Origin of the sequence: Aquimarina aggregata (assembly GCF_001632745.1) — a bacterium.
GTDB classification, from domain to species: Bacteria; Bacteroidota; Bacteroidia; order Flavobacteriales; family Flavobacteriaceae; genus Aquimarina; species Aquimarina aggregata.
Genome location: NZ_LQRT01000002.1, coordinates 24,422 through 50,861 on the forward strand (window position 1 = coordinate 24,422; position 26,440 = coordinate 50,861).

Annotated in this window: 30 protein-coding genes; 29 read left to right on the forward strand and 1 reads right to left on the reverse strand. The window is 33.2% G+C overall.

What is annotated here, in order from left to right; genetic code table 11:
* Positions 1 to 5 precede the first annotated feature (5 nt).
* The 25 genes from AWE51_RS01805 (at position 6) to AWE51_RS01915 (ending at position 17,921) form a co-directional block, all read left to right on the forward strand.
* Positions 6 to 1,307: a S49 family peptidase gene (locus AWE51_RS01805; RefSeq protein ID WP_066308667.1), complete on the forward strand. Its 1,302-nt coding sequence runs from the start codon at positions 6 to 8 to the stop codon at positions 1,305 to 1,307.
* 19 nt (positions 1,308 to 1,326) lie between these two features.
* Entirely contained in the window at positions 1,327 to 2,355 is a 1,029-nt protein-coding gene (locus AWE51_RS01810; protein WP_066308670.1) for a hypothetical protein, read from the forward strand.
* Positions 2,356 to 2,359: 4 nt separating this feature from the next.
* Positions 2,360 to 2,929 (forward strand): hypothetical protein, encoded by a 570-nt coding sequence (locus AWE51_RS01815; RefSeq protein WP_066308675.1) that lies wholly within the window; start codon positions 2,360 to 2,362, stop codon positions 2,927 to 2,929.
* A gap of 2 nt (positions 2,930 to 2,931) precedes the next feature.
* On the forward strand, positions 2,932 to 3,513 hold the full coding sequence (locus AWE51_RS01820; RefSeq protein ID WP_066308677.1) for a hypothetical protein: 582 nt from the start codon (positions 2,932 to 2,934) through the stop codon (positions 3,511 to 3,513).
* Positions 3,491 to 3,787, forward strand: a complete 297-nt coding sequence (locus AWE51_RS01825; RefSeq protein WP_066308680.1) for a hypothetical protein — start codon at positions 3,491 to 3,493, stop codon at positions 3,785 to 3,787. The genes AWE51_RS01820 and AWE51_RS01825 overlap by 23 nt, the downstream gene beginning before the upstream one ends.
* Before the next feature lie 98 nt (positions 3,788 to 3,885).
* A complete protein-coding gene (locus tag AWE51_RS01830) occupies positions 3,886 to 4,617 on the forward strand; it encodes a hypothetical protein (RefSeq protein WP_066308681.1) in 732 nt (243 codons plus the stop codon).
* An 11-nt stretch (positions 4,618 to 4,628) separates the two neighbouring features.
* Positions 4,629 to 5,453: a DNA adenine methylase gene (locus tag AWE51_RS01835; protein WP_066308683.1), complete on the forward strand. Its 825-nt coding sequence runs from the start codon at positions 4,629 to 4,631 to the stop codon at positions 5,451 to 5,453.
* A 439-nt stretch (positions 5,454 to 5,892) separates the two neighbouring features.
* Complete coding sequence (locus tag AWE51_RS01840; RefSeq protein ID WP_066308686.1) at positions 5,893 to 6,573, forward strand: hypothetical protein; 681 nt, start codon at positions 5,893 to 5,895, stop codon at positions 6,571 to 6,573.
* Positions 6,574 to 6,714: 141 nt separating this feature from the next.
* Complete coding sequence (locus tag AWE51_RS01845; protein WP_066308690.1) at positions 6,715 to 7,008, forward strand: hypothetical protein; 294 nt, start codon at positions 6,715 to 6,717, stop codon at positions 7,006 to 7,008.
* A gap of 4 nt (positions 7,009 to 7,012) precedes the next feature.
* A complete protein-coding gene (locus tag AWE51_RS01850; RefSeq protein WP_066308692.1) occupies positions 7,013 to 7,339 on the forward strand; it encodes a hypothetical protein in 327 nt (108 codons plus the stop codon).
* A 20-nt stretch (positions 7,340 to 7,359) separates the two neighbouring features.
* Positions 7,360 to 7,647 carry a hypothetical protein gene (locus tag AWE51_RS01855; protein ID WP_066308694.1) on the forward strand — a complete coding sequence of 96 codons (288 nt, stop codon included), beginning with the start codon at positions 7,360 to 7,362 and terminating at the stop codon, positions 7,645 to 7,647.
* A 14-nt stretch (positions 7,648 to 7,661) separates the two neighbouring features.
* Positions 7,662 to 8,444 (forward strand): hypothetical protein, encoded by a 783-nt coding sequence (locus tag AWE51_RS01860; RefSeq protein ID WP_066308696.1) that lies wholly within the window; start codon positions 7,662 to 7,664, stop codon positions 8,442 to 8,444.
* Positions 8,445 to 8,447: 3 nt separating this feature from the next.
* Positions 8,448 to 9,011 (forward strand): hypothetical protein, encoded by a 564-nt coding sequence (locus AWE51_RS01865; protein WP_066308699.1) that lies wholly within the window; start codon positions 8,448 to 8,450, stop codon positions 9,009 to 9,011.
* Positions 9,012 to 9,197: 186 nt separating this feature from the next.
* The gene (locus AWE51_RS26340) at positions 9,198 to 9,374 is read left to right on the forward strand and encodes a hypothetical protein (protein WP_157766001.1); all 177 of its coding nucleotides are present in this window, start codon (positions 9,198 to 9,200) and stop codon (positions 9,372 to 9,374) included.
* Between the two features lie 93 nt (positions 9,375 to 9,467).
* Positions 9,468 to 9,605: a hypothetical protein gene (locus AWE51_RS26345; RefSeq protein ID WP_157766002.1), complete on the forward strand. Its 138-nt coding sequence runs from the start codon at positions 9,468 to 9,470 to the stop codon at positions 9,603 to 9,605.
* Positions 9,606 to 9,662: 57 nt separating this feature from the next.
* Complete coding sequence (locus AWE51_RS01870) at positions 9,663 to 10,226, forward strand: hypothetical protein (RefSeq protein ID WP_066310906.1); 564 nt, start codon at positions 9,663 to 9,665, stop codon at positions 10,224 to 10,226.
* A gap of 250 nt (positions 10,227 to 10,476) precedes the next feature.
* Entirely contained in the window at positions 10,477 to 11,757 is a 1,281-nt protein-coding gene (locus AWE51_RS01875; RefSeq protein ID WP_198403786.1) for a hypothetical protein, read from the forward strand.
* Between the two features lie 248 nt (positions 11,758 to 12,005).
* The gene (locus AWE51_RS01880) at positions 12,006 to 12,350 is read left to right on the forward strand and encodes a hypothetical protein (protein WP_066308706.1); all 345 of its coding nucleotides are present in this window, start codon (positions 12,006 to 12,008) and stop codon (positions 12,348 to 12,350) included.
* A 1-nt stretch (position 12,351) separates the two neighbouring features.
* Positions 12,352 to 13,674 carry a hypothetical protein gene (locus AWE51_RS01885; protein ID WP_066308709.1) on the forward strand — a complete coding sequence of 441 codons (1,323 nt, stop codon included), beginning with the start codon at positions 12,352 to 12,354 and terminating at the stop codon, positions 13,672 to 13,674.
* Complete coding sequence (locus AWE51_RS01890) at positions 13,671 to 14,609, forward strand: DUF6712 family protein (RefSeq protein WP_066308712.1); 939 nt, start codon at positions 13,671 to 13,673, stop codon at positions 14,607 to 14,609. The genes AWE51_RS01885 and AWE51_RS01890 overlap by 4 nt, the downstream gene beginning before the upstream one ends.
* A 40-nt stretch (positions 14,610 to 14,649) precedes the next feature.
* Complete coding sequence (locus tag AWE51_RS01895) at positions 14,650 to 15,486, forward strand: hypothetical protein (RefSeq protein ID WP_066308716.1); 837 nt, start codon at positions 14,650 to 14,652, stop codon at positions 15,484 to 15,486.
* Positions 15,487 to 15,499: 13 nt separating this feature from the next.
* Entirely contained in the window at positions 15,500 to 16,024 is a 525-nt protein-coding gene (locus tag AWE51_RS01900; RefSeq protein WP_066308723.1) for a hypothetical protein, read from the forward strand.
* A 130-nt stretch (positions 16,025 to 16,154) separates the two neighbouring features.
* Positions 16,155 to 16,691 carry a hypothetical protein gene (locus AWE51_RS01905; RefSeq protein WP_066308725.1) on the forward strand — a complete coding sequence of 179 codons (537 nt, stop codon included), beginning with the start codon at positions 16,155 to 16,157 and terminating at the stop codon, positions 16,689 to 16,691.
* Positions 16,688 to 17,425, forward strand: a complete 738-nt coding sequence (locus AWE51_RS01910) for a hypothetical protein (RefSeq protein WP_066308727.1) — start codon at positions 16,688 to 16,690, stop codon at positions 17,423 to 17,425. Before AWE51_RS01905 ends, AWE51_RS01910 begins: the two co-directional genes overlap by 4 nt.
* On the forward strand, positions 17,418 to 17,921 hold the full coding sequence (locus AWE51_RS01915; protein ID WP_066308728.1) for a hypothetical protein: 504 nt from the start codon (positions 17,418 to 17,420) through the stop codon (positions 17,919 to 17,921). Before AWE51_RS01910 ends, AWE51_RS01915 begins: the two co-directional genes overlap by 8 nt.
* A 12-nt stretch (positions 17,922 to 17,933) precedes the next feature.
* Here the strand turns inward: AWE51_RS01915 and AWE51_RS01920 are convergent, their stop codons facing one another.
* Positions 17,934 to 18,776 (reverse strand): hypothetical protein, encoded by an 843-nt coding sequence (locus AWE51_RS01920; RefSeq protein ID WP_066308729.1) that lies wholly within the window; start codon positions 18,774 to 18,776, stop codon positions 17,934 to 17,936.
* 155 nt (positions 18,777 to 18,931) lie between these two features.
* On the opposite strand from AWE51_RS01920, the gene AWE51_RS01925 reads away from it, so the two are divergent.
* The 4 genes from AWE51_RS01925 to AWE51_RS01940 are packed head-to-tail and all read left to right on the forward strand — an operon-like array spanning position 18,932 to position 26,380.
* The gene (locus AWE51_RS01925; protein WP_066308732.1) at positions 18,932 to 19,423 is read left to right on the forward strand and encodes a hypothetical protein; all 492 of its coding nucleotides are present in this window, start codon (positions 18,932 to 18,934) and stop codon (positions 19,421 to 19,423) included.
* Positions 19,416 to 22,691, forward strand: a complete 3,276-nt coding sequence (locus AWE51_RS01930) for a phage tail tape measure protein (protein ID WP_066308733.1) — start codon at positions 19,416 to 19,418, stop codon at positions 22,689 to 22,691. The genes AWE51_RS01925 and AWE51_RS01930 overlap by 8 nt, the downstream gene beginning before the upstream one ends.
* A 3-nt stretch (positions 22,692 to 22,694) precedes the next feature.
* The gene (locus tag AWE51_RS01935; protein WP_066308737.1) at positions 22,695 to 24,623 is read left to right on the forward strand and encodes a BACON domain-containing protein; all 1,929 of its coding nucleotides are present in this window, start codon (positions 22,695 to 22,697) and stop codon (positions 24,621 to 24,623) included.
* On the forward strand, positions 24,620 to 26,380 hold the full coding sequence (locus AWE51_RS01940; RefSeq protein WP_066308740.1) for a hypothetical protein: 1,761 nt from the start codon (positions 24,620 to 24,622) through the stop codon (positions 26,378 to 26,380). Before AWE51_RS01935 ends, AWE51_RS01940 begins: the two co-directional genes overlap by 4 nt.
* Positions 26,381 to 26,440: the final 60 nt, after the last annotated feature.

Here is a 26,440-nt window from a genome sequence, read left to right on the forward strand (position 1 = left end):
TATTTATGGATAATAATTTAGGCAATCTATATTCTTTACTTGCTGGCAAATGGATGATCGAAGATCAATTTGCCAATTCTTTAGCTCCATATCTTATCAATATTCTTAAGAAAGGAGATTTACCAGAAAGCAATAAAACAAAACCAACTGGTTTTGTGTATATGTCTACCGATGGTATTGTATCAGAGGAAACTGATACGGATCAAAAGTATGTTGCTGTTTTGAGTATTAAAGGACCGATCTTAAAGTATTCTCAATTTTGCGGACCGCAGGGCACAAAGTCTATGGTGAATATCCTAGAAAAATGGTCTGATGATCAAAATGTAGTAGGTGTATTACTTGATATAGATTCGGGAGGTGGTCAGGTTGCAGGAACAGGTGAGTTTGCACACTATTTGCATAACTATAAAAAACCTATAGTAGCCTACACAGATGGTATGATTTGTAGTGCTGCATTTTACATTGCTTCTGCCACTAATGAAATCATAGCTAATTCTCATGCTGATTGCATTGGTAGTATTGGCACTATGATCAAATATCTTGATATAGACGGGTATTATGAGAAAATGGGAGCAAAGGTTATTGAGGTCTATGCAACAAAATCAACTCATAAAAATAACGCCTTCAGAAAAGCTAAAGAAGGTGATTTAAAACCAATGATCAAGGAAGAATTAGATCCGATCAATGAGGTTTTTCATAATGAAGTATTAGAGTATAGGCCGCAAGTAATAAAAGAAAACCTCAATGGCCATCACACTTCAAGTATGGATCAGGCTAAAGAGCTTGGTTTAATAGATGTTATTGGAGATAAGCAATACGCTATTGATCGTGTATTCGCATTAGCTGAGCAAAATAATCAAAATCAAAATAATCAGGATATGTCTGGAGAAAACAAAAATTACGGTCAGATAGCTGCTGCTACTGGTCAGGAGGAATTAAAATTATCCTCTAAGATTCTAAGTGGTAAAAAAGGAGTATTTCTAACACAATCACAATTAGAATTGTTAGAACAAAAACTAGAAGGTCATGATAGTGCTTTAAATACAGCTCTTGAAGCAGTTGACGAAAAAACAAAGGAGGTTACCACTTTAGAAGCTACAGCAGCAACTATAGAAACTTCAGTAAGTAATGCTTTAGAGACTGCGGATTTAGAAGCAGGAGAAGATATAAATGCTTCCATAACCCAATTAGGTACAAAGGTAAAAGAGTATGGAGCTCAGGCAGGTAGTGAAGGAACTAAAGTTATTTCTAAAGGGGATAGAGATACTGGAGAAGGTGAGTCTACCGCAATTATGGATTCAATTTAACTCGTAATTTTTATAATCGATGGGAAATATTAGTGTAGAATTAGTCGGTGATGCTTTAAAAAAGCACACTGTAATTAATAAAGATGTGGCTAAGGCAGATTTTGCGAGAGCTACATCAGTTACTTTGGACAAATTTTGTAAAAAAGTAACAAAAATTAAAGGATCTTACCATGTGTTACATTCTATTATGACACATGTCGTGCAAGGTTTTAAAGCAGAATGGAAAGAACTTGGTGCTTTTGCAGCCAAGAGTAAAGAGCTGAAAAACTACCGTCAAAAAGTAAATTTTGGTTTTGTACCTGATGATGTAATGTCAAGCTTTTTAGCAGAATGGTACGAGGAGGATAAGAAGCCAACGGACAAGATGATCGCTAAAAAGATCACAGAATGGTTATTGACTCAGGTTCAGGATGATTTAGAAAACTTATCCATTGGTGGTATTTATGATGCTGATGCTGCACACGGTGCTTTTGGTTATTCTTTAAATGGTTTAGAGCAAATCGTTAAAAATGCTTTGGCTGATGCCGAGAATCCTGTGTTTAAAATTCCTTTAAACGTATTTACAGATGATAACATCATAGATGAAATGCGCAAGTTTGAGCGTGGGTTACCTAAAGGAATGAAGAACAAGTTTAAGGTGATTCATACGAGTCTAAATAACTTAGAACGTTATGAAACTGCTTATTTCGATCGATTTGGACATCATCCTTCATTTAAAGATTCTGATAAGACAAAATCACCTTTAAAAAAGCGTGAGATTGTTGGTCATGAAGGGTTAAGTGATGATATCATGTTTGCCACCTTAGATGGTAACATCTTGAATTTAATCGATGTAATTGATAATCCTCCAAAATTCACGGACGTACAAGTATTAGATTACAAAGTGAAAATGTTCATGGAGTTTTGGAAAGGATATGATTTTCTTATCAATCAGGCAGTGTGCGTTGCTAACTTCACTAGTGCTGTTAGAGGTTTGGGAGATGAGGATCAAATGAAATTGTATTTCCCTAGAGAACAAAAAATAACAGCTCCCCCAGTAACACCTTAATTTTATGACTCAAAAAGATTTATTAGTTGTCGCTCAAGAACTCGGTATTGAAAATGCCGAGTCTTTGGCGTACAACGAATTACAAAAAGCAGTGTCTAAAGCTAAGAAGGAAAAGGCACAAGAAGATAAAGCAGTTTCAGAAGAAATTGACCTGAATACTAGCGATTTATCTTTAGAGAAAGAAGGTGAGATTCCTAATATAGAGATATCAAAATCGTTAGGTGATTCAATTTCGAAGGAAGAGAGTGAAGCGCCTAATATAAATGGGTTACAGGAAGGGTTGCCTAGTGCAAATGAATCGATAGGAGAGGAACAACCGGATATTCAGGAGGAGGATACTTCTCAATCTTTGGATATTACAGAAGCACTCAATACAGAAAAAGCTTTAGACGGACTTGTAACTTTTTATGAAGATGATTCTGGTAGAAAGTATTGTTTTTCAGAATTTACTCCTGATAAATTCAGGTTTAATAATCAGGTAAAAGCAAAAGAAGAGTGGTTAAAAGATAAGGATGCTATGGAGCAGCTTGTTTTTGGAAACTGCACCTATGTACAACAAATATTTAATGATTAGTTATGAGTGAATTCGATAATATTCCAATGGAAAACCTAGAAGGCTTCATTAATGAAGATATAACTTCTGGTATAAGTGAAACGAATATCTATTATATTCCTGTAGATCATATTGAAGCCGACGTCTTTCCTCCAAAAATTGGGGATTTAGGCTTTTCTTTAAAAACGGCAAGTGTTCTAACTGAGGATATTGTATTAAAAGCAGATAGGTATTTTAGTAAATTAAGGGTCCAAACTGAAACTGGTGAAGTTAAAGATAGTCTTGGTGGTAATAAAGGAAATAAAAAGGGTAAATCTTCTTTTGAATTCTTTTTGACAGATACCAGTCCTGAACATATTTCTTTTGTTGATATTTTCAAAAATGTTCCTTTAGTAATGTTTGCAATGGATAAGCAAGGAAGATTGAGAAAGATTGGTTCTACAATTTCCCCTGCTTATTTTGAATCAGGTGAAGGTACAACAGGAAAAGGGCCAGACGATGATGCTGGATTTCAGATTATGGTTAGCACATCAAACGGACGTTTAGCTCTAATTTATGAAGGAAATATAAAACTTAAAGGAGATGACCCAACCCCAACCCCATAATACTTATTTTAAAGTTGTAGGTATTCCCCATGTCTACATCAATCCAAGGCTTGGTAGGATTGATCTTACCAAGCCATTTACAGATGAACAAGCGTTATTGTGGTACAAGGATATTAATTTCCCATATATCAAACCGATACCAGGAGCAGAAGAGTTACTTTCAAAGGAGAAAGTAGAAACAATAATAAAACTCATACATAAAGCAAATAGTCCGGAAGAAATATCAATTTTAAAAGCTGCTAAACCAGACTCGAAAAAAATAAAGGAGTTGTAATTGTTCTTTTTTAGCCATGTTCGGAAGGCCCTTCTTTTTATAGAGAAGGGCTTTTTTGTGTCCTTTTGCTAAGGTAAGGAAAACCGCATTTTTGAAATATGATCGAACAATGGTTTTTAAATAAAGGCACGTATGCACAAGGGTTGGTATTACTTAAAGCTGCTTGTGGAGCAAACCAACGCATGTATTTAAGGTTAAAAGGCGCTAAAGAAAATCAACGAAATTTGGCAGCGCTTAAGTATGAGTTAAATAAGTATAGGAATACCAATATAGAGGTTCCAATTCCTACTAAAAAAAAGGTGCAAACTTCTAAAAAAGTATCAGATACAAAAGCTTTGGCTATTACATCGGTTAAAAGATCAAACACCAAGATCACAATTCATATGTTGCCTGATGCCTATTTACAGCAACGTTTTATTGAAAAAAACAACGCTTTCTATACGCATTGGGTGCTAAAAAAGAAGCTCAATGCAGTAGCTGAAGATGATGTAGAAAAAGCTCGAGTTTTAATCGCTGAGATTATGAAATTAAGACAGCTAATAGATGCCATTTGGAAAGAATTGGATTACTATATGGAGCATAAGAAATTAATGCCCAAAGGAAAAGACTTCGCTAATTTATCGGCTATGGATAAGGTAAAAACCAGACAGCGTTTGTATCAATCTAGAAGTAAGCGAGAAAAGACATTGAATAAATGGTTGTTAAAACTCGTAGATACACCAAAAGAAAAACAGTTGGCTTTACAATCTCGTATCGATAATCAAAAAGGTAAAATAGCACAAATTAACATCGATATCACAACATTGAATTCATTAATTAATAATCAATAATAAACACAATTATGAAAAAGAAAGATGTGACAGTTTTTCCAGGTACCACAAAATTAAAGACACCGATAAGCTATTATGGAGGTAAACAATCAATGCTTAAGCATATTCTTCCGTTAATCCCTGAACATAAGATTTATGTAGAACCCTTTTTTGGAGGAGGTGCTGTTTTCTGGGCTAAGGCTTCGGTTAAATGTGAAGTAATAAATGATGTTAATGGGAACATCACTAATTTTTACGAAGTCTTAAAACATGATTTTTTCAATTTAAGACAGAAAATTGAAGTTACACTTCACAGCAGAGAAACCTATAAGCAGGCGTTAGTTATTTATAAATTACCGCTTTTGTTTGATAGAACCATACGAGCATGGGCTTTTTGGGTAGTGACTAACCAAGGCTTTAATTGTAAAATTGGTAATTGGGGTTATGATAGAGAAAAGAGAGCACATACCATTTCAAATAAGGTCGAAGCTTTTAAAGAAGAACTTACCAATCGATTGCGCAATACGCAGGTCGAATGTAATGAAGCAAGCAAGGTGATTTCCAGTAGAGATTCAAAAGATACATTCGTATATGCAGATCCTCCATATATAGATTCTAATCAAGGCCATTACGGTGGCTATACCCATGATCATTTTAGAAGAGATTTAGATGCATTGGCGAATATGGAAGGAAAGTTTCTGTTAAGTACTTATCCTAGTGAGATTTTAGATGAGTATATTAAGAAAAATGGTTGGTATACTCGAGGTATAGAAAAGCCATTATGTGCGGGTAATGGTTCTAAGATAGCAAAGAGGAAACGTAAAGTAGAAGTGCTAACTTCAAATTATCCTATATAATGAAACCAGACAATGATAATATCGGTCTGGGAGTAAACGAGTAAAACACTAGAAAAATGTTGGTTTTATTGAGTTTTTGACTAAAAAAGAGAAGGTAGAAACTATTAAGTTCAATAAATCGGTTCATTCCCTGAGTTTACCAATCAATACTTAAATGAAATGATCTGTTATTTGTTGATGCTCTCTTTCACATTCATTTTTAAAATTTGATTTGTAAATTTATATTTAGGATAAACATCTATTCCTAAAAGGCATAAATAAACGAAAGGAAAAGTAGTCTCTTTAATTTTATTTGGCTAATTTAGAATGGATGAAAATTTATAAACTACCCCATATCCGAGGATTTCTTTAGGTAAGGGGTAGTCTGTTTAAATAAGTTATTTAATGAAAGTACGCAAAATGAATACGCAGTTGTATTTTAGTTTTGAGTAAAAATATTATGGACAATTCAATTTCATGGACGGAAAGACTTTATAAAGGACATTGGCTAATGGACCTTGGTTATCGCGATTATATTGCTGCTCGTTTCTTGCTTAATAACCATTTAATAATTCAAGGACTAACACTTGCGAGTACTTCTGTCGAAAAATATCTGAAAGCTCTAATTGTATTTAATCTCAAAAAAAAGGAAAAATATAATTACCATTTAGACAGATTTGAATCACTCAAAAAACTTCTATCTAAAGTTAATAATGACGTGACCTTAGAATTTGACACTGTTTTCATAGAAATATTACAAAATGCATTTAAAATCAGATATTACGACAAAATTGAAAAACCAATCTTTATGGGCTTCTACATAAATCAGTTTATTGGTGAATTAGATTATACAATTGACTATATAGAAAGATTTATCGCTAACCCACAAAATGGAGAAGAATCTATGTCAGCATACAATAGAGCAATTAAAAATAAGGATTCACATCTTTATGAAAATAACTTTATCTTGAGCAAAGAAAATAAAAAAGAATTTATGGAAAAAGCTGATGTTGGATTTTCAGTAGATATTCGAATTGGATCTGTCGTTCAAGAAGAGAAGATAGTAAAAGGTGGTAGTACTAAAAATAAATACCAAGGTCAAATATCGAAGTTCACAGGATTCAACGAAAATTTATATTGAATCAATAACTACCAGTAAAAACGAGCTATACACAAACCGTTAAAAGTTCGATAAAAAAATGAAATATAAAGAAACTATAGAATATAAAATCTACAATTTAGAAAGAAGAGGGTATAAGAAAACTATGGCAAAAATTAAAGTATGAATTTATTAAAAAACAAAAGAACTCTTATTATTATAACGGTTTTTATAATTGTAGTTATTACTAATCCAAATAATTCAGATTTTAAAGAATATCTAATAGCAAAAGGAAATTCAAAACATTATGTTGAAGAATTTGGAGGAAGAACAGCTAATTTTTTTCTGTTTTCGATTTTTGAAATTAATAGAGAGAGAAAACATTTTAAGACACCCACAGTATATAGGTCGATAGGAGTTTTAAATAATTTTATAGTAATCAATGACTCCAGGGAAGAATCAGAAAAAGTTCAATAAACCAATGGATATTAAAGTTATTAAAGAGGGTATAATTATAGCGGGAACAGGAGGTATTATAGCCGCTATTTTTATACCAATTTTTACAGGAATCAAGAATTACATTTTTATGCGTATAGATAGGAAGAAGGTAGAATCTTGGCTTGATGAACATACTGCGGAAGATGGGGTTAAAAAAGGGGCTGCTTGGAGAAGCACTAGGGCAATAGCAAGTCATAATAATTTAACAGAAGATAGAGTACGATACATTTGTAGTAATTCTAAAAAAATAATTCTAAGTATTAGCGAAGAGGAATTATGGGGATACAAAGGAAAAGTTCGAAATGATTAAAGTCTAAATAAACGATTGATTTGAAATTACGAGATAAAAAAGATAATGAATTTTATAAAAGGTGTGATGAGATCTTACATTATGTTTGGGATCCAATTGGAGTTCAAGATATTCCTGGAGCTAGAGATGAATATCATGGATATTTACCACAAGTATTCAAATTGGTAAAAGCTGATGCTGATCAAATCAAAATTGCCGAATATCTAGATAGAACTGAAAAAAATGATATTGGATTATTATCAAATCCTTCTAAAAATCTTAAAGTAGCTGCAATCTTATTAGATTGGAGAGCAGCTATCTATAATTAAAGTTTAAATAAACGATGAAATATAAACTTATATGTCCTATTTGTGTCCCGGATCCAACAAAAGGAGTTGCAGCAGTAACGGCTGAAGGAGATATAAACAATGATTTTATTGCGGTTTGTAAATGCAGTAAAGAACATGTGTCGATATGTTTTCAAGAGGATTATCGTTTCGAGTTCTTATATTATTCTGCTATTCAATCAATGGTATCGGGAAACCTATCAGAAAGTGTTTTAAGTTTTTCTGCTGCTCTTGAACGTGTTTTTGAATTATTCATAAAAGTTAATTTGATTAATTATAAAATTCCGTATGAAGACATAAAAAAATACTGGAAAGAGTTAGGGTTGTCTGAACGACAATACGGAGCATTTTGTACTCTCTATTTCATGATTGCTAAAAAAGAATGGCGAGAAAATGGGAATATGAAAAATTTTAGAAACAAAATTGTTCATAAAGGTTATATAGCAACTACTAAAGAGGTAGAAAAATATGCTAGTTATATTGTAGATAAAATAAATGATGTTACAGTTTGGTTAATTGAAAATCTAAGGGATTCGCTTTTAATTTATGAACAAATTATAAAGGAAGAAAGGTTATTGAAAGTTAAAGAGTTGTGTAAAAGACATAAAGTTGATTTTTATTGTTGGACTCATGGAGAGAATACTTTGTTTTTCTTTGATCAAAATAATAAACATATGAGGCTAGATTTTAATCAAATTATGATTAATTGGAATAATCTGCCTCCTCTAACGGATAAACAGAAATTGTACAAAGTTCAAAATATTGTAAAGTTCAAATGAACGATGGATAAATATATAATATTAATAGTCATAAATTTTCTAATAATCAATAGTTTGCTTGCTCAACAGAAGGTTGTTGTTACAAAAAGAGATGGAAGTGTAATCAACGGTTACGGGAGGGTAAAACTAAATAATAAAATATCCTTTAGGAATACTGAAGATGGAGAAAAAGTAATTTATGATTATAAAACTGTAAAAAATATTACTTTTCTTGAAAAAGAGACAAAAAGAACATTTGAATACAAACTTGCAACCGATGGAGGGAGTTCTATAGGTGAGATTAAGTTGCTTCAGGTAATTATTAATGATAAAGTGAATCTATATCTCGAATTAATAATGCAACCTAACTCATTCGGTGATAAAGCAAAAATATACTATATATCAAAAAAGGGAGAAGATACCGCCAGAAGATTAGGAATAGGCAATACTTACTCAAGAAAATTTAAAAGAGTTGCCAATAAATATTTTCAGGACTGTCCAGATTTACTACAAAAAATTTCCAATAAATATTTTAAAAGATACAATGTCGAAAATGTGGTTAAGTATTATTTAAAAGAATGTGACTAGTTAACTATATCTTGTGAATAAACAAAGTTCAAAAAAACTATGGCTTTATTTTGTAAATCATGTGCTGAAAAATTTGGAATAGTATCAGATCCTTTACCTCTTTTATGTGAAGGATGTGGAAAAGAATTTCATAAAAAGGAATCGATAATGAGAGTTATTTATAAAAAATTAAAATCTAAATAAACGATGAATAAATTAGTTATTATGGGAATAGTATTATCGATTCTGGGAGGTGCATTCTTTGGCTTAGGAATATTATTTCAAATACTTCATTGGCCTGGATTGTATTTTTTACTTTTCTCTGGATCAATTTTGTTTTTCTTAGGGTTAACTATTATTCTTTTTAAATCAAAAGTTAAATAAAACGATGTGTTTAAGGAATTTTAATTTCTTAATTTGTATTGAGTTACCTGTTGTTTTGTTAGTTTTATATTGCAAAACTTAAAAATTATTAAAATGAAAAAAATAAATTCCAAAAAGATAGAATTGAAGAAAATTAAAATTACCAAATTAAGTTCCTTACAAACCAAACAAATAAAAGGTGGAGAAACAGCCGAATGTACTGGAGTGGGCTCTAGGTTATTCCTTTGTTAATATTCTTGTCCTTTTCCTAAAACATTAAATTTTTGACATTGCATCAAAATGCAATACATGTCAATTGTTAGGTTTAACCAAGACTCACCATTACAAAAAATAAAAGCATCCTTTCTGGATGATACTATTGAGCTTACCAATAAGCAGCAAAAGATAAAAGAACAGATCCGCTTTGCCTTTAGCTTACGTCTTAAAGAAAGATATACTCCAGCTCAGACAATAGAACATCTACAACAAGAATATGATTGCAGTCAGGCCACAGCATATCGTATTTACCAAAAAGCAATGTATGTATTTGGTGATATTGATGTAACCGATATCAAGGCAGAAAAAATAGTACTTAGGGAGTATTATCTAGAGTTATATAAATCTGCATTTGATGATAAGAAATACGAAGTAGCAAAGAAGATTCTTGATAGTTACAGAGAACTATTTGACTTCAATATTAAAGAAGATGATATTGATGAAGGTAAACTTAAAGCGCATCACTACAATATCGTAATTGACAAACAGGTGCGTTCTATTATGCGCGAGCAGTTCAAAACAGGTGTAGTAGATTTTAATGCTTATCCTAATGTTGAGGATATAGAATTCAGGGAGGTAAATGAAGAAGAAGGTTAATGTTAATGGACCGCAAATGGCTGCTATTGATGCTTTAAGCGTTGGTATCAAATATTTGTTTTTAGAATGGGCGCGTGGTACAGGAAAATCCACTATTTTAGGTTGGATAGTCAAAGAAGCTGCTTATCAACTGCCCTGTGCAACAGGTGTTTTAGTGGGGCAAACCTATCAACAAATACTGTCAAGAACCTTGCCTTCTACCAAAGAAGGATTGTCCATGTTTGGACTTTATGAAGGTATTGATTATGTTGTGGGACGGCATGGTAAAAAACTAGGGTTTGCAATGCCTTTTCAGTCGCCTAGTAAATGGGAAAATGTAATTCATTTTAGAAATGGATTTATTTTAATTCTGGTATCATTAGACAATCCAAATAGTGGTCGAGGGATCAATTCGTATATTGTTATTGGTGATGAGGCTGCGCTATTGGACCCTGTTAAGTTGTTTAATAATGTTCAGACCACCAATAGAGCTAAGAAGGTAGAATTCGAAAAGTGTAAACTCCTTAACGCAGAAATATTTGCTTCATCAACACCGATGACTCAGGAGGGCAAATGGTTTGTAAATAAAGAGAAGGAGATTATTGATGCTCATAAAGGCATTAATAAAAAGATCAAAAAACCTCATGAATACCTGTTTTTAAAAGCTAATGCTTTTGCAAATGCAATGAATCTAACCAAGGATTGGTTTTCTCGGATGTTGCATAACTCTCCTAGCAAATTGCATTATGATGCGGAAATATTAAACATACGTCCCAACTTTAACCTAGAAAGCTTCTATCCTCAATTAGATCCTGAAGAGCATTATTATGAAAACTTCAATAATTCTTATTTAGAAAGTGTTGGAGTTGAAGGAGGCGCTGCTTCCTTTGATTGCAAGCAAGACAGTGATAGAATAAATAATCAACCATTGATTCTATCTATTGATTGGGGTGTATTTAATTCAATGAAGGTGTCTCAGGATGTAGCCGGTAAGTATAAGGCATTAAAAACCTTTTGGGTAAAGAGTCCAAAGATTATTGATGACTTAATTAATGAAGAGTTTCATCCCTATTATTCCAGTCATGGAAACAAAACTATCTACCTATACTACGATCGTAATGGTAACAACAGGGTTCCAAACAGTCGTATCACTTTAGCACAACAAGCGATCAATGCATTAAAATTAGCGGGGTGGAAGGTCATTATTAAGACTCCGCGCACGGTTGACCCACCACATAACGAAAAGTTTGTGGTGATTAATTACCTACTTAAACATGGAGGGACACAGGGTTTACCAGAGATTGGGATCAATAAGCATAATGCCTACGATCTTACTGTTTCTTTAGAATCTGCACCAGCTAAGGAAGGTAAGCGAGGTATCGAGAAGGATAAGAGGAGCGAACGCTCCAAGGTAATCCCTCAAGAACATGCAACGCACCTATCTGATACCTTCGACTTACCGCTGTTCTGGAGGTACAAAGATAAGGTCGAGCGACTCATCAGTAACAAGCTTACCTCTGGGGGTGGGCACATTCCGTTATTTGTAAACTAAGCATTCTTTTTACTGGATATACAGTGGCGGATATTCATATATCCGTCATTTTCAGTATGGGAAAGTGAAGATTCTCTATAGGGCACTGCGGGCTTATCGTGTACAAAATGAGAAAATTATAAATGTTTTTAGGTGTAAATAATTGATAATCAAAATATTGATTTTTTGAAAATGAGAAAACCACCCTAAAAAAAAGTCGAAATAGGTGTGTCCTTTTTTAGAATTGGCTTAAAAATGATCTTCGTGGTATGGAAAAAGTACTACTTCTCAAAAATGTTTTAGAGCAAATGCGACAAGTCGATCAAAATGGCGAAGCGGTTCCATTTTCTTTAGAGTGGAGAACTTGGAACAATCAAAACAAAATGGGGGGTAGGTTGTTAAAAGCAGATAATGCAATTTTGTGTTTTAGGCTTGAGAATAGTAAGGTGAAGAATTGGGAGAAAGTATTATCTCAAAAACAACAACCACGAAAACGTAAAAAGCCAAACCATCATGACAACTATACTCGAAATATAGAATTGCATGATCACAGTATTGTAAAGGTGAATGTACTTACCATCACAAAGTTTAACGGAATAGAAGTAGTGTATTAGTATGAAACAATCACACGGTGTTTATTTTGGGAATGCTTCGGTATCCCTTGTTAGTAATGATAGTCATATCAAACCTACTTTGGTAGTTCCCAAAGGAGAAGTAGAATATAAGAAAGGAGTAATTGCTCCATGGGGAGAAGATAATTTATATCCTCAAAAATTCATTGATGCCATTCGTTTAAATGGTGCTGCTTCCGGAGGTTTAAATTTATTGAAATCTGCACATTATGGTAATGGATTAACGTTTTACAAAAATGAAAAGTCAGAAACTACTGGTAAGCGAGAAAAGGTAATTTCATATAGAGAAGATCATCCAGAGCTTAATTTATTCTATAAGCGGAACAAGCTGAATAAGTTTTTCATAGAGACAATTGGGGACTTAGAGACTTTTGGCATTGCCTTTCCTTCATTTATTATAAGCAAGGATTTTAAAAAGATTGTAAAAGCAACAAGACAAAAAACGGCTTGGGGTCGTCGGGAGTTGGCAAATCCTAGTAGTGGATTTTCTGAGCGGGTTTATTTTAAAAGCCTTTGGGATGATGAGGAAACTAGCAGAGCATCTAAAATAGCATCCGTTGATCCTATGTGGTGCATGGAAGAAATCAAGGAGTATTGCGCACAAAAAAAGCTATATGAATTTGTATTCCCTATTCATTATGGGATGATGGATGAAGCTTATTATCCAAAGCTAACGTGGCATGCTATCTATCATAACGGATGGTTAGAAGTGTCGAATTCCATACCTAAATACAAAAAACATCTGTTTGAAAATCAATTGAATATCAAATTTGTAGTATACATCGCAGATGAGTATTTCGAACAGATATACGGTGATGAATGGGAAGAGTATAAAGCAGACAAACGAAAAACGATCCGCGAAGAAACGATAAAAGCCATTGATGATCATTTATCAGGTAATAAATCTTCCGGACGCAGTATGTATGCAAAAAAGATTCAATCAGCCGATGGTAAGTGGGAAAAAGGAATAGAGGTTGAAGCTATTGATAATAAGATGAAGGATGGTTCGTATTTGCCTGATGCATCGGCGGCTAATACTGAAATATTATTTTCTATGGGTGTGGATGCCTCATTAATTGGCGCGGGTGTACCAGGAGGAAATATGGGCTCAGGTTCTGGTAGTGATAAACGTATTGCTTTTTCTATACTTTCTGCATTGTTCAAAACCAAAAGGGATACCACTTTAGAAATATGGGAATTACTACAAGATTGGAATGGGTGGGATGTCGAATTACAAGCAGGCTTTGAAAATATCATGTTAACCACCTTGGATAAAAACCCCAACGGACAACAAACAGGCGTATGAATTTAGTAAATGACACTTTAGAATTACAAGAACATGTAAATGTTTCTCATAATTTTGATTTTGATTTGGTAAAACCCTTTATTAAAAGGGCAGAACGGAAATATATCATCCCTAATATTAGTCAAAAGGAATACGATAGGTTGTTATCGGATGCTATAACCGATGCCGATATACTAAAAATAAAAACATTATTAACGGAAGCCTCTTCTAATCTAGCTTTTCATTTAGGTTTTACTCAGTTAGTGGTACATGTTACGAATTATGGAACAGTTCAGACTGATTTAGAAAATACTAATGCTGTAGACTGGGCAACACGTAGAGATTTACAGCGGACATATGTACAGGCAGGGTTTGAGGCCTTAGACGATGCATTAAAGGCAATGGAGTTGTATTTGGATAAATTTCCAGATTGGAGGGATTCCGAAGCCTTTACCATTTTTGATGAGAATTTTAATAAGCGCACAGATGAGTTTCAGCGACACTTTAATATTAGTAATTCCAGAAAAACCTTTATCGCGCTAAAGCCTATTATTCGTGAAGTAGAAGAACAGTATTTTTTACCTATGCTAGGCAAAGAGACTATGGATCTTATAAAAAGAAGGAGTGTTATACCTGTTCTTATGCGTGCTTTGGAATTAGCACAAAAGGCAGAGGTAGCTTTGACAATTGCTAAATCTGTAGATTCTGGTGCATTTATTATGACTGGCAGTTCAGCTATCTATAGATGGGAACAATTACCATGGGAGAAATCAAGCGAGTATAGCGATGAGCGTTTAGAAAAACTTAGAGAAGCGAAACAGAATGCTGGGGAAGAATATCTAAAAAAACTAAAAACGCTACTACAGGAAAACCCAGAGATATTTCCAAATTATATTTCAAATGTTTCTAATACCTCCGGTAACATCTTAAAATTGAAATCTGGGTTAGCGCTCTAATGTCCTTTTTTACAATGTTATGAATATTCAATTTTGAACTATGCCAAAGAAAATTACATATCAGGATAAAACAAACAAGCTGCCTATTATTGATGCTGTATCACAAGCTACTGCTGAAGATTTTAACCATATTAAAGAAGTGGTAAACGATCATGCAGATGCCATTGATAAGAAACTTGATTTTGTTAGTGTACCTAGAATTATTGATGATTTAACAACTCCGATTGCTAATGCCGGGTTATCTGCAAATCAAGGTCTAATATTAAAGAATCTTATCGATAACATATGGTCCATACTTACTAGTGACGACACCAATTTAGACGAACTTCAGGAGGTTGTCGATTTTATTAAGCAGAACAAAGAAGATTTGCAAAATCTTACGATTCCAAATATAGCTGGATTGCAACAAGAAATCACTGAAATATATGAGGCTATTGGTAATACGGGGGGAATTGAAGTAATAAAGCATGGTAAGATTTTACGTTTTAAAGTCTCCGGAAATATTAATGATACTATTTGGGAATCTGGTGATTTTGGATATGGTTTTACCGGTGACGGATTCTTTTTAAAACCAGGTATTTATATTTCAGGAGATCCCCAAAAAAGAGAAAGCTGGAGTACAACTGAAGGAGATATTATGACCTATGATTGTTCAATTCCTCCTGACTTAACAATAACAACAAGCGGTACAATTAGTGGCGATTCGCAGGTAACGTTAAGAGCAATTTCGAGTACTTCTAATATGGTTTTTACATGGACTGGATTTTCTGAAGGTATAAACCCTATAAATGTTTTTGCACAAGGGGAGTATACAGTAAAGGCAACTAATACTTTAAGTGGTTGTAGTGCAGAAAAAACAGTACTCATTACTAATTAAAAGTTTTATAACAATGGGAAAAATAACCTTACATCAAGGAGGTTTAGGAATCGGAGATGTTCCTGAGGCAGAAATCACCGATGAAATCTTAACAATTAATGATAAAGGTCGCGTAACACGTTTGCCATCAGATAAGCTGAATGATCTTTTTATGAGTCCTCCTATTGGTAAAACTTTTCAGCCAACATTGACTGCTAATGGTGCCAGTTATTCGTTCGATAAATCGGTGGCTACTGAATATAAAATTGGGGATTTAGTTTTTTTCAATGTATTCCTAAGTGCTATAGAGTTTTCGGGCACTCCAAATGGTGTTTTAACGCTTGGGGGATTTACATATTCTGCTAGGGATATCACCATGGGAATATTGGGGAATTTTGGGGGGTCTACATATGCAGGTATTGAAAATCTTGTTCCGTTGATTAGAAAAAATGGAACTATCCAATTTTTAGATAAGACAAATGCGGTAACAGGAATTCAAAATATAGACTTCACTTTTGGAAGGATAAGAGTTTGTGGAACATATCTCACTAATGAATAGCTACCCCAAATAGAATAGAAATAATGAAAAGATTTTAAAGTAAGCTAACGAATAATAGTGTTTCAGTTTTAGAAACTTTTAAAATAAATAGTGGTCTAAGTCAAAATCTAAACTAACTAAACTTAAAAATATGTTTTTGAAAATTATAGAATTTCTAACCAGACATTTATTGATTATCCATAAAGGTACTCTTATTGCTAAATTAAAATCATTACTATCGCTTAGTTTGTCATTAAGTCCATTTGCATATGGTATTGAAAAAATAACAAATTGGACCTTAGAAAATGAAGCTTATGTAGTTTTTGTCTTAGGAGCAATTGTAGTTGACCATATACTAGGAACACTAAAGCATTTATTTGTTGAAAAAGACTTTTCATTAAAAGAAAACCTGATTGGTTTAATTAAGAAAGTTGGACTTGTAGTAACTGTAGGTTTTTTATTTGAAGGAATTAACTATATAGTGCAAGGAGATTCATTCGTTAAGAATTATACGATTATTGTTCTACGATTGGCTGTTTTCCTGTATCCTGCCGGTAGTGCTTTTTGGAATTCATACATTATTACTAAAGGTAAATTTCCACCAGTTGGTTTCATTGATGCTATTAAAAAGTTTAATGTTAACCTCGATTTAAGAGGTCTTAAAGAACCATCAAAACCTAATACATGAATTACACAATAGCAACTAATTGGAATGGATTAAATGATTGGCAGTTAGCAAAAGTAGCTTCCTTATTATTTGGTGGGTATTCCGATAAAAGAATTAAGCATGGTCTGGTTTATATACTGTTTACTGGTAAAAAGAGTCTGTGGAAATATTTTAAGATTCGATATTTAATAGCGCGTGTTCCTTTTAATGAACTTTATAGATATACTGAATTTTTAAATACAAGTATAGGGCGAACAGATTTTCCAAAGTATTTGAAACTAGGGTTTATTAAGTTGTATGGACCTAGTTCTCGAATGTCAAATTTGACTATTGATCAATTTTCTATAGCAGATGTGTTTTATTATCGTTGGTGTAGAACTAGAGATAGTAAAGAATTAAATCGATTGGTATCTATTCTGTATTCGCCAAAAGGTCAAGAATTCTCAAGAGAAGATTTGGGACATTCCATATATGTCAAATTAATGCCAAAGGATAAAAAATTAGCAGTTGTATTGGCGTATATGGGAAGTAGAAAATTATTGACTGATAGTTTTACGTATGTTTTTAAAAATTCAAAAGAGTCTGGAGGGAGTAGTTATAACTCTTTTGATAAGATTGTATTCAATATGGCCAGAAGCGACAATCAACCTTTTGGACATTTATATACTACCAAAGAGGCAAATGTATATGACTTCATGAATATATTAAATGACGAGTTAGCGGATCAACAGGAATTTAAAAGGAACAATGGATAATAGTTTAGACTATCATAAGGTAAAACGATATTTACAGGCCAAGGCAGATGCATATTCTAAGGTAGATACTTTTTTAGGTTTTAATGAGCAAGAATTACATATTGAACTAAATAAAAAATGTGGTCCCGAAGGAGTGCTTATGGTGCTTTTTAAATACGAAGGACAACTAAATGGTAATAACCAAAGGACTTTAGCGGGTAGAGTAATTCATTTTGCGATATTAAAAGATGTCAAGAAAGATGACTTTGATATGGAGTCGCAGGTTATTGGTGAATGTGAGAATATAGGATTTTCAATAGTTTCAAGAATATATTATGACAGTAGAAGGGAAGATTCAGAATGGTTGTACAAAAATTTTGATCAAAATACTGTAGAGTTCAATGAAATTCGTTTAAAATCTTCTAGAGGTCTAGTTGGAATGGAGTTTTCTTTTACCCTTAAAACCCCACAGCCATTGACACTAAACATTGATGATTGGAGTGATTTAGATGAATAATTTTAACAAAAATTATTCATCTAAATTTATTTGTTTATATAATCTAGAAAATCTTACTAATAATGTTTTTATGCCTACTTTAGGGAAATCGATTGAAATACCAAAATCATCCAAATTGTTGGGACTACCAATTAATTTTAGCACCTTTCCAATACCAAATCTCCTATGGCTTACTATTTCTCCTCTTTGTAAATTTGAAATTTCCTTGAGTGAAAGGGCATATTCCTCATCAAAATCGTCATTAGCTTCTTCGCTAATTGATACGGTTTCATTTTGACGTGGTAAACTTTTCTTTTCAAGTAAGCCTAATCTTTTGTGCATTGCATTAATATTGTTCAAAATTAATTTACCTTCCGCTGATATCTTAGTTCCTTCTCCTATTTCTGCTGAATTTATACCAAGCAATTTTACAAGAGAGTTTACTTCATTTTCATGGTTTTCATATGTCAATGTAATAGTCTCTGCAAGTGCCTCAATTATATCCTCAACATTATCGATCCTTAAATTTTCATCATACTCAAGATCTCTAAATCCCTGAATATCGAAAATTCTTTTTGTTTTTATGTCTTTAATTAAAGCAACAGGTTTATTAAAAGCTTGTCTTATACCAAGTTCATACAAAACATTTGGATTTTGTGAACTCAGATCGCAAATTGCCATATCTGATTCTATAATTTTTTTGATAATGTCTATGGCGATATGATTTGTAGTTGATATATCATCGGCTCTTAAGGGATGAAAATTCGCTCTTTCACAGGCTGGTTTTATAATATGGTTATATACTCTTTTAAAATGACCTTCAGAGTAATTGGGATGATTACTTATTGGCATAATAATAAAACAGATCTTTTCCATGTGTTGGTAATATTGGGTTAATCATTTTTTTGTGTAAGAAACAAATCTAGTAATTTTTAACATGAATTGATATAGGGGAATTTTAATCTTCTTAAAACGATAATTTAAATGTCCTTTTTTAAATTTCTATAGTCGTTCATCTTGCATAAAAAAAGATGGCGCATTCGGTACAGCAAAAAATTATTCGAGAAAAAGAAGCTAAAATTGGTAGACAAGCTTCTCGTTTAGCAACACGGCATCTTCAGAAAAACATCAATAGAGCATTTGATGTTAAAAACAGAGGGGGCATTTTTCAAGGAAAAAAGATACGACCCATGCTTAAAGCCACAAAAGTACGTCCCAAAATGGGGGATTTTGTTTTGTTGGGTCTTGATGCTACTTCAAACAAATATGCATTTATGCATCATTATGGTTTTAAAGGAAATAGAGATGGTGGCTTAGTGCGTTTTTCGCACAACCGCTTTAAGAGTGAATTTACCAATCGTAAGACACATATTCTCGATGTTCGAGATCGATCCATATTTAAGAATCTTTATAAAGATAGTGGCGTATTAGATTATTTGTCAAAACATCTTGTTCACACCAGATCGGCATCCTTTCAGGAAAAATTTAATAACCTCATAATAACACTTTCCTCGAATGAATAATAACGCTCCAGAGTTAAGGTTTAAAATTAAAGTAAACGGTAATGAAGTCGAAAATACGTTTGCGACCTTCAGGAAAGAATACTTCAAAGCAAAAAGGCAACTTGACAAAAGTCCTATTGGTTCGGATAATTGGAGGCAAGCTGCAAAAAATCTATCACTTTATAAAAACTTGATGGATGATGCGAAAAAGGATCAGGAAGAGTTTATTGATCAAATGCGCTCTGATGAAGAAGTAGTCAATGAGTTTACTGATAGTATCGGAGCCTTATTTTCTGGGTTTAGGAAAGGTAATTATCAGGAAATTAAAGCAGGCTTTAATGGTATCACTACAAGTATTAAGGGAGTAGGGAAAGCGACACTTTCTTTATTTACCAGTCCAATAGGAGCGGCAATTACTTTATTAGCCGGAATAGGTTTAGCCACTAAGGAGTGGATAAATTATAACAATATTGTACGGGAGTCAACTAAGCTGACTGAACAGGTAACCGGTTTAGTTGGAGATCAAGTACACGAAGTTAGATTACATGCCGAAGCTATATCCGAGGTCTTTGATCAAGACTATAAAAAGACTTTAGAAACAGCAAATGTTTTAGTTAAGAAATTTAAAATAGGATGGACAGAAGCATTGGATACGATACAGGATGGATTAATAGAAGGAGGTGTCGCAAACGAAGAGTATTTAGAAAGTCTAAATGAGTATGCTCCATTTTTAGCAGATGCAGGATATAGTGTTATTGAGTTTAAAAATATCATTGCAACAGGTTATGATTTAGGAGTGTTTAAGGATAAACTACCGGATGCGCTAAAGGAGTTCCATTTAGCTATGACAGAGCAAACGGATACGACTAGAGATGCTATAGATAATGCTTTTGGTACTAAGTTCACCGATAAGTTATTTAAGGGTATAAGGGATGGTACTGTCACTACAAAAAAAGCTTTACAGGATATAGTAAATCAAAGTAAAAAGTATGGTTTAAGTGTTCAGCAACAACAATTATTAACGGCAGATCTGTTTAAAGGAGCGGGCGAGGATGCAGGCGGAGCTTTAAAAATTTTTGAAGCTATTAATAAATCTTTAGAGGAGCAGGATAAGGTGCTTACTCCCTTGCAACAAACCCTAAAAGAAACTACAGATGCACATCATGAATTAGCAGAGGCAAAAGATGAGGCTTTACGATCTGATGATTATATAGTTTTTGCGAGTGAAATTGAATTGTTTTGGGTGAAGATAAAAACAATGTTTTTCCAAGGCCTTGCTTTTTTAAGAACTCAATTCACAGATTGGACACAGTTTTTGATTAAACAATTTGTGGTTGCGATGATCACTATTCAGGCATTTCCTAAAATTGTAAAACAGAATTTCTTAAATATCATAGATAGTTTCAAACTTCTTGTTGGAGCGGCCACAAATTTAGGGTCTGTTTTTGATAAAATTTTTAGTCTTGATTTTGAAGGAGCAAAAGAGGCTGCAAATAAGTATTCAGAGAGTGTTGGCAAAGCATGGGATAATGTAAAAGATTCAACAGGGAATGTTATAGATCAGATTAAGACCTTAAGGGAAGAAGCTTCAAAAAAGATTGATCTAAAATTTGAATCCAGAAAACAAGGTTTTATCGATAAGGAAGCGTTGGAAGCACAACAAAAAGCCGAAGAAGAGTTACAAAACGGAAGATCGCATATAACTCGAAAACAATTAGCAGAACTACAGAAAAAATTAGAAAAGGAACGAGAGTATCGCAATTTGGTAATTCTAAATAGTAAAGGATTATTAGAACAGGAGGAAGCTGCATTTCAGGATCGTTTGAAAAAAGCCGGCCTATTTGGGAAGAGTAAAAAAGATATGACATCCACAGAGCTGAATGCTTTGGAGGTGTTGCAGCTTCAACATCAAACCAATATTGCTAAAATAGAGAATGAAGCGATACGCGATCACCTTGATAAACTTCAAAAGTCATATGACCGGGATGCTATTCTCAGAGAGACTGATCATAATAATGAGATAGCAGGAATACAAAGTTTAGAAGAAGCCAAGGCATTATTAAAAAGTACACTTTCAGATAAAGAATTATCAGAGATCAAAACCTTACAAGAGGCAAAAAATGCACTTCATAGAAACTTTGAAACTAAAGAATTAGAGCATCAAGGAGAATTTCTAAATAAGCAAATTGAGTTAATGACTTCTGTCCTAAATGGCGAAGAAAACACAGGGATCAATCTAGCAGATAAATTATTAACTGAAGAGCAGAAAGAACTATTACAACAAAGAATAGAGGAGGTCAAATTAAAGCTCTCTGATATTGGTGTTATAAAAAGCGAAGAAACCGAAGAACCCAAAATCGATGGACTTGGAGGTGGTGTAGATATTTTTGGGCTTTCTCTTGATGATTGGGAAAATACTTTTAGCAATTTAGATACATCAAAAGATAAATTGGCGGCTACCGAAGCCGTAATTGGCGCTTTGCAGAATGCATGGGGAATGTATAATGATTTTCTAGCTGCTAATGAAAAAAAAGCACTTTCAAACTTTGAGAAATCGAATAATAAAAAGAAAGAATCTTTAAAGAGACAGCTAGATTCAGGAATAATAGATCAAGAAACTTATAACAAAGAAGTTAATAAGTTAGATGATGAATTAGCTAAAAAGAAAGCTGAAATAGAATATAAGCAGGCGAAGCGAGAAAAGGCAATGGCAATTATGGGCGCGATTGTAAATACTTCATTAGCTATTATTAAATCATATGCTCAGTTAGGTCCTGTCAAGGGGTCTATTGCAGCGGCTATCGTTGGAGCTATGGGAGCTTTTCAGGTTGGTACTATTTTAGCAACGCCATTGCCAGATAAGAACAACTATGCTCAAGGTGGTTTTACAGAGGGTTTAGGATATAGGGATGAAACTGGACACGAAGTTGCAGGAACTGTACATGCGAATGAATATGTAATTCCTGAATTTGTAATGAATAGTACCGATCCTGCAATCCCTCAAATAATGGATTATCTGGAGACAAAAAGAAAAATGAAGCTAGGTAGTTTTAACGATGGTGGTTTTACGAGCACACCACCGCCAATTTTCCAAGAAGATCAACAAAGTACTACTGATGTGGAAGAAAAAGACTCGTCAAATGTTATGAAAGATCTTACAGAAGTTCTCACAAGATTAGTAGAAGAAGGTGTGATGGCAAAATCTCTCATTGGAGATGATGAAATACAACGATTTGATGAACGATTGAAAAAAATTGAGACTTCTCGAAATAACGCAAAAAGACAATAACACATGGCAGATATCAATTTTACTTTTAAAAAAGGTGATCCAATTCCAGAACCTCAAATACTATTATATAATCTACCAGAAGAAACGGGATTAGAAGGTGATATAATTTCATTTCAAAAACCAAATTGGTTAACTATAGCATCAGATAGGATTAATGATACATTGTCTATAGCTATTAATGTAAATATAAATGTACAACCCATTGGATCTTATGATGAAACTATAATTGTTTATGGTAGACGATTAGTTGGATTTGGATTTCCTCCAGAACCTGATTTGATATTTGAAGAATATACTATTGGTACTTTTGATGTTTCTTTAATTTTATCAGCTAGAGAACCAATAGCTGCAACACCATTAGAATTTGATTTTTATCATAAAGTTGGAAATGCTGTTTTACCTGTAAACCAAAACTTATCTGTAACATCTGAAAAACCTTTTACCGTAACAAAAGATCAGCCTTGGATTACTGTTACTCCTGATAATGCAAACGGTAATGCTACTATCGAAGTAGGAGTGAGTGTTCAAGGGCTCGTACCTGGTACGTATAATGGTTTAGTAAATCTACAGGATGGTATAGGTACAATTTCTATACCTGTAACCCTAGTAGTGGATGGTCAGTTAGGTGGTGAGGATTTTCTTTTTACTACTCCTAATGAAATCAATTTTGAATATACAAGATTTGGTTTTCTTCCAACGTCCAGAAACATTTCTGTAAATGCCTCTGGTCCATTTTCTATTGAAACCGAAGCTTCATGGATAGCTGTTAGTCAAAGTTCTGGAAACCAAAATACTTTAAGTTTTGATATCGATATCAATAGCGATGCTGATATATTAGGTATAGGTGTTTTTGTTTCTGAGGTTGTGCTCAAACTTGGTGATATAGTATCTAAGGTCATTGTAAAAGTAGATATATCACAATTTATTGAAAATCTTTTTGATTCGGATACATTGTATTTTACTGATGATGATAATAAAATAGAATTGGTATCAAGTGGTGGTAATTCTCAACTATCGGTTTTAATAAAAGCAGGGAACAGAAATAAGTTGTTCAGATTTAAATATGCTATCCCATTTTTTAGAGGTATAAGTACAACCTATATAGGTGGAGAACTCAGAAAGATCATTGGTAAGTTATCGCCACCCGATGTATCAAGTACTTTTATTTCAACAGTATATGCGCCTTACAAGTCGATGTTAACTGATTTTGATATTACCGAAAACAAAATCTATAGTGATGTCATTCTTAGAGGAGTTCAGTTAAACGACATTCGTTTTATTAAAGGTATTACGCCACCTACAAATAAACTGACCATGCTTCCAGAAAAGGTATTCATGACCAAGCAAGGTATTTTGTCATATTCCTTTTTAGAACAAAAGAATACGGTTCCCAATGCTATTACTATAAGTGGAGATGTACAGGAAAGTATACCTGTGTCTATAACTAGAAATGATTTCTATTCAGTTTTGCTGCCTATTCATTCTATATCAGGTCTAAACCTTGGAGATGAATTTAAAGTTTCCGTATCTGGAGTAGAAACCACGGTACAGATTAAACCTTCAGGAATAGACCATTGCGTTATTTTTTGGGAAAATCAATGGGGATGCTGGGATACTTTTGAATGTACTGGCCAGATTAGAGCAAGAAACAAATATGGGTATACCACAGAAGAATATTATAAAAATAGAAATACTCTGGTTAAAGAAGTGTTAGAAACCGATACTATCGGAGGATTTGATATTGATACGGGTTGGTTGTATAGTCAAGCAGAAGTATTGTATTTAGAAACTTTGCTACAATCAAGAAATATTTTCTTGCTCATTGATGGTGAATTGATAGAGGTTATTAATAAAACTACTTCTTTTAATAACTATGTAACCAGAAGATTTAAGAAATCATTTAAACTAACCTTCGAAAAATCTAAAAGATGATTGTATTTATAACAGAAGATTGGCAATTAGATTTGACGGACCATAAAATTACCTTTGTCGAAGAGAACTCTTTATTTTTTGATTATTTCGTTAGTGGGTATTCATTGCCATTTTCGATATTGATTTCTGATGAATTGGCGTTACAGCTTGGTTTTGTAAGTGAAAATAATATAACAGATTATGAAACCAGATACCAAGGTGTTTTACAACAAGACGGTAGTTTTAGCCCTGCAATATTAGTATTGGATGAATATGACGGTGAACGACTATCTGGATCTTTTGTGTACGGAAATCAAACAATACCATTGTTGGATACGAAATTATCAGATTTACCATTCCCCGTTATTAGTACGGAAGATATTGAAGTGCATGCAAAAAGTGTAATTGAAAAAGGTTTTCCAGAAGTAGGCTATAACTTTCCAATGATCATAGATAAAGAATTTGACCAAAAAACAAATTATGAAAATTTTGAAGGAATATTAAATAAATATACGGGTACCGCCTATGTTCGAAACTCAAGAGTTGTTACAGGTGATGAAGAAATTATTTACAATAGAAACGTAATAACGCCATACCCCTATATTCTTGAAATTCTTAAGGTTGGTTTTGAACATGCTGGATTATCGTATGCAGGTGACTTTTTTAGTGATCCATTAAACAGTAAGTTGATATGGGATACAGGTATTTTTCTTGAACAGTTATTCTCTCCATTACCACCAAGTTTTAGATTTGGTAGAGCTATCACAAACGTGATTGAAGGAAATAATGTAGTATCATCTTTTCGAAGTGTTGTCAATATTAATTCTTTGGGTAGTTATACCATTAAAGCGTATTTGAACTTACCAGATGATATGTTTGTCAGGGAATATACTATTTCAATTAAGGGAAAAGTAGTCTATGAAAGTAGTCTTCAAAGGCTAGATAAGTTGCTAACTATTAATATGGAAAAGGTAGAAGATTTTGGAGTGCTAGAATTGAAAATGATTATTGTGCGTTACAATGAGGTTACTTCAATAGACGATGTGTCTAAATACAATAATTTCACTTTCTGGTCCAATGACGGGCAATTAAATGTATTTCCTGATTCGTTTACTTTGGCAGATGTGATGCCAAGTATGACATTTTCTACTTTTTTAAATAAACTTAAAAACTGGTTTAATCTGGATATCGATTTTCAATATGATACGGTGACGATTGATTACGTAGAGCAAAAATTTCTGGAAACTACTTTTAGAGATGAAACGCATTTGGAAGCTGAGAAGTACAGTAAGAAATCCAATAAAAATAAGGGGTACGAACTAAAAGATTCTCAAGACACTATTTATGTTGATAAAAGTGGTATTGTTAAAGACTTGTCAAAAATAAAAAAAGAAAACATAGTTACGATTAATACGGGGGTGTCTGTTATGAAGATAGAAAATAATAGAGAAGTTTTTACCGCGAGAAGATTAGAGAATAGCGAATTTAGAGTATTACTCTATGATGGATTACAAAATGGTTTACCTGTTGCGGTAAGTTCTATCGATGATCAAGATATTTCGTTAATCAGTATGTATAATCGTTTATGGAAAAACTGGATACGATTTAGAATACATTCTGAAACCATAAAAGATAAGTTTAAATGTGATATCTATGAGGATCTTAATACAAACGAAGGAAGGTATAAATACAACAAGAAACAACTTGTCAAAAAAATTAGTAAACGTAGGATTGATAGAGATGTTTGGGAGGTTAGGGTCGAGAGTGAAGTTTTATGATGTTTTTACTTAGAATTCATAACTAAGGAAAACCTCAATTTTATTAAAAGATTATTTTTT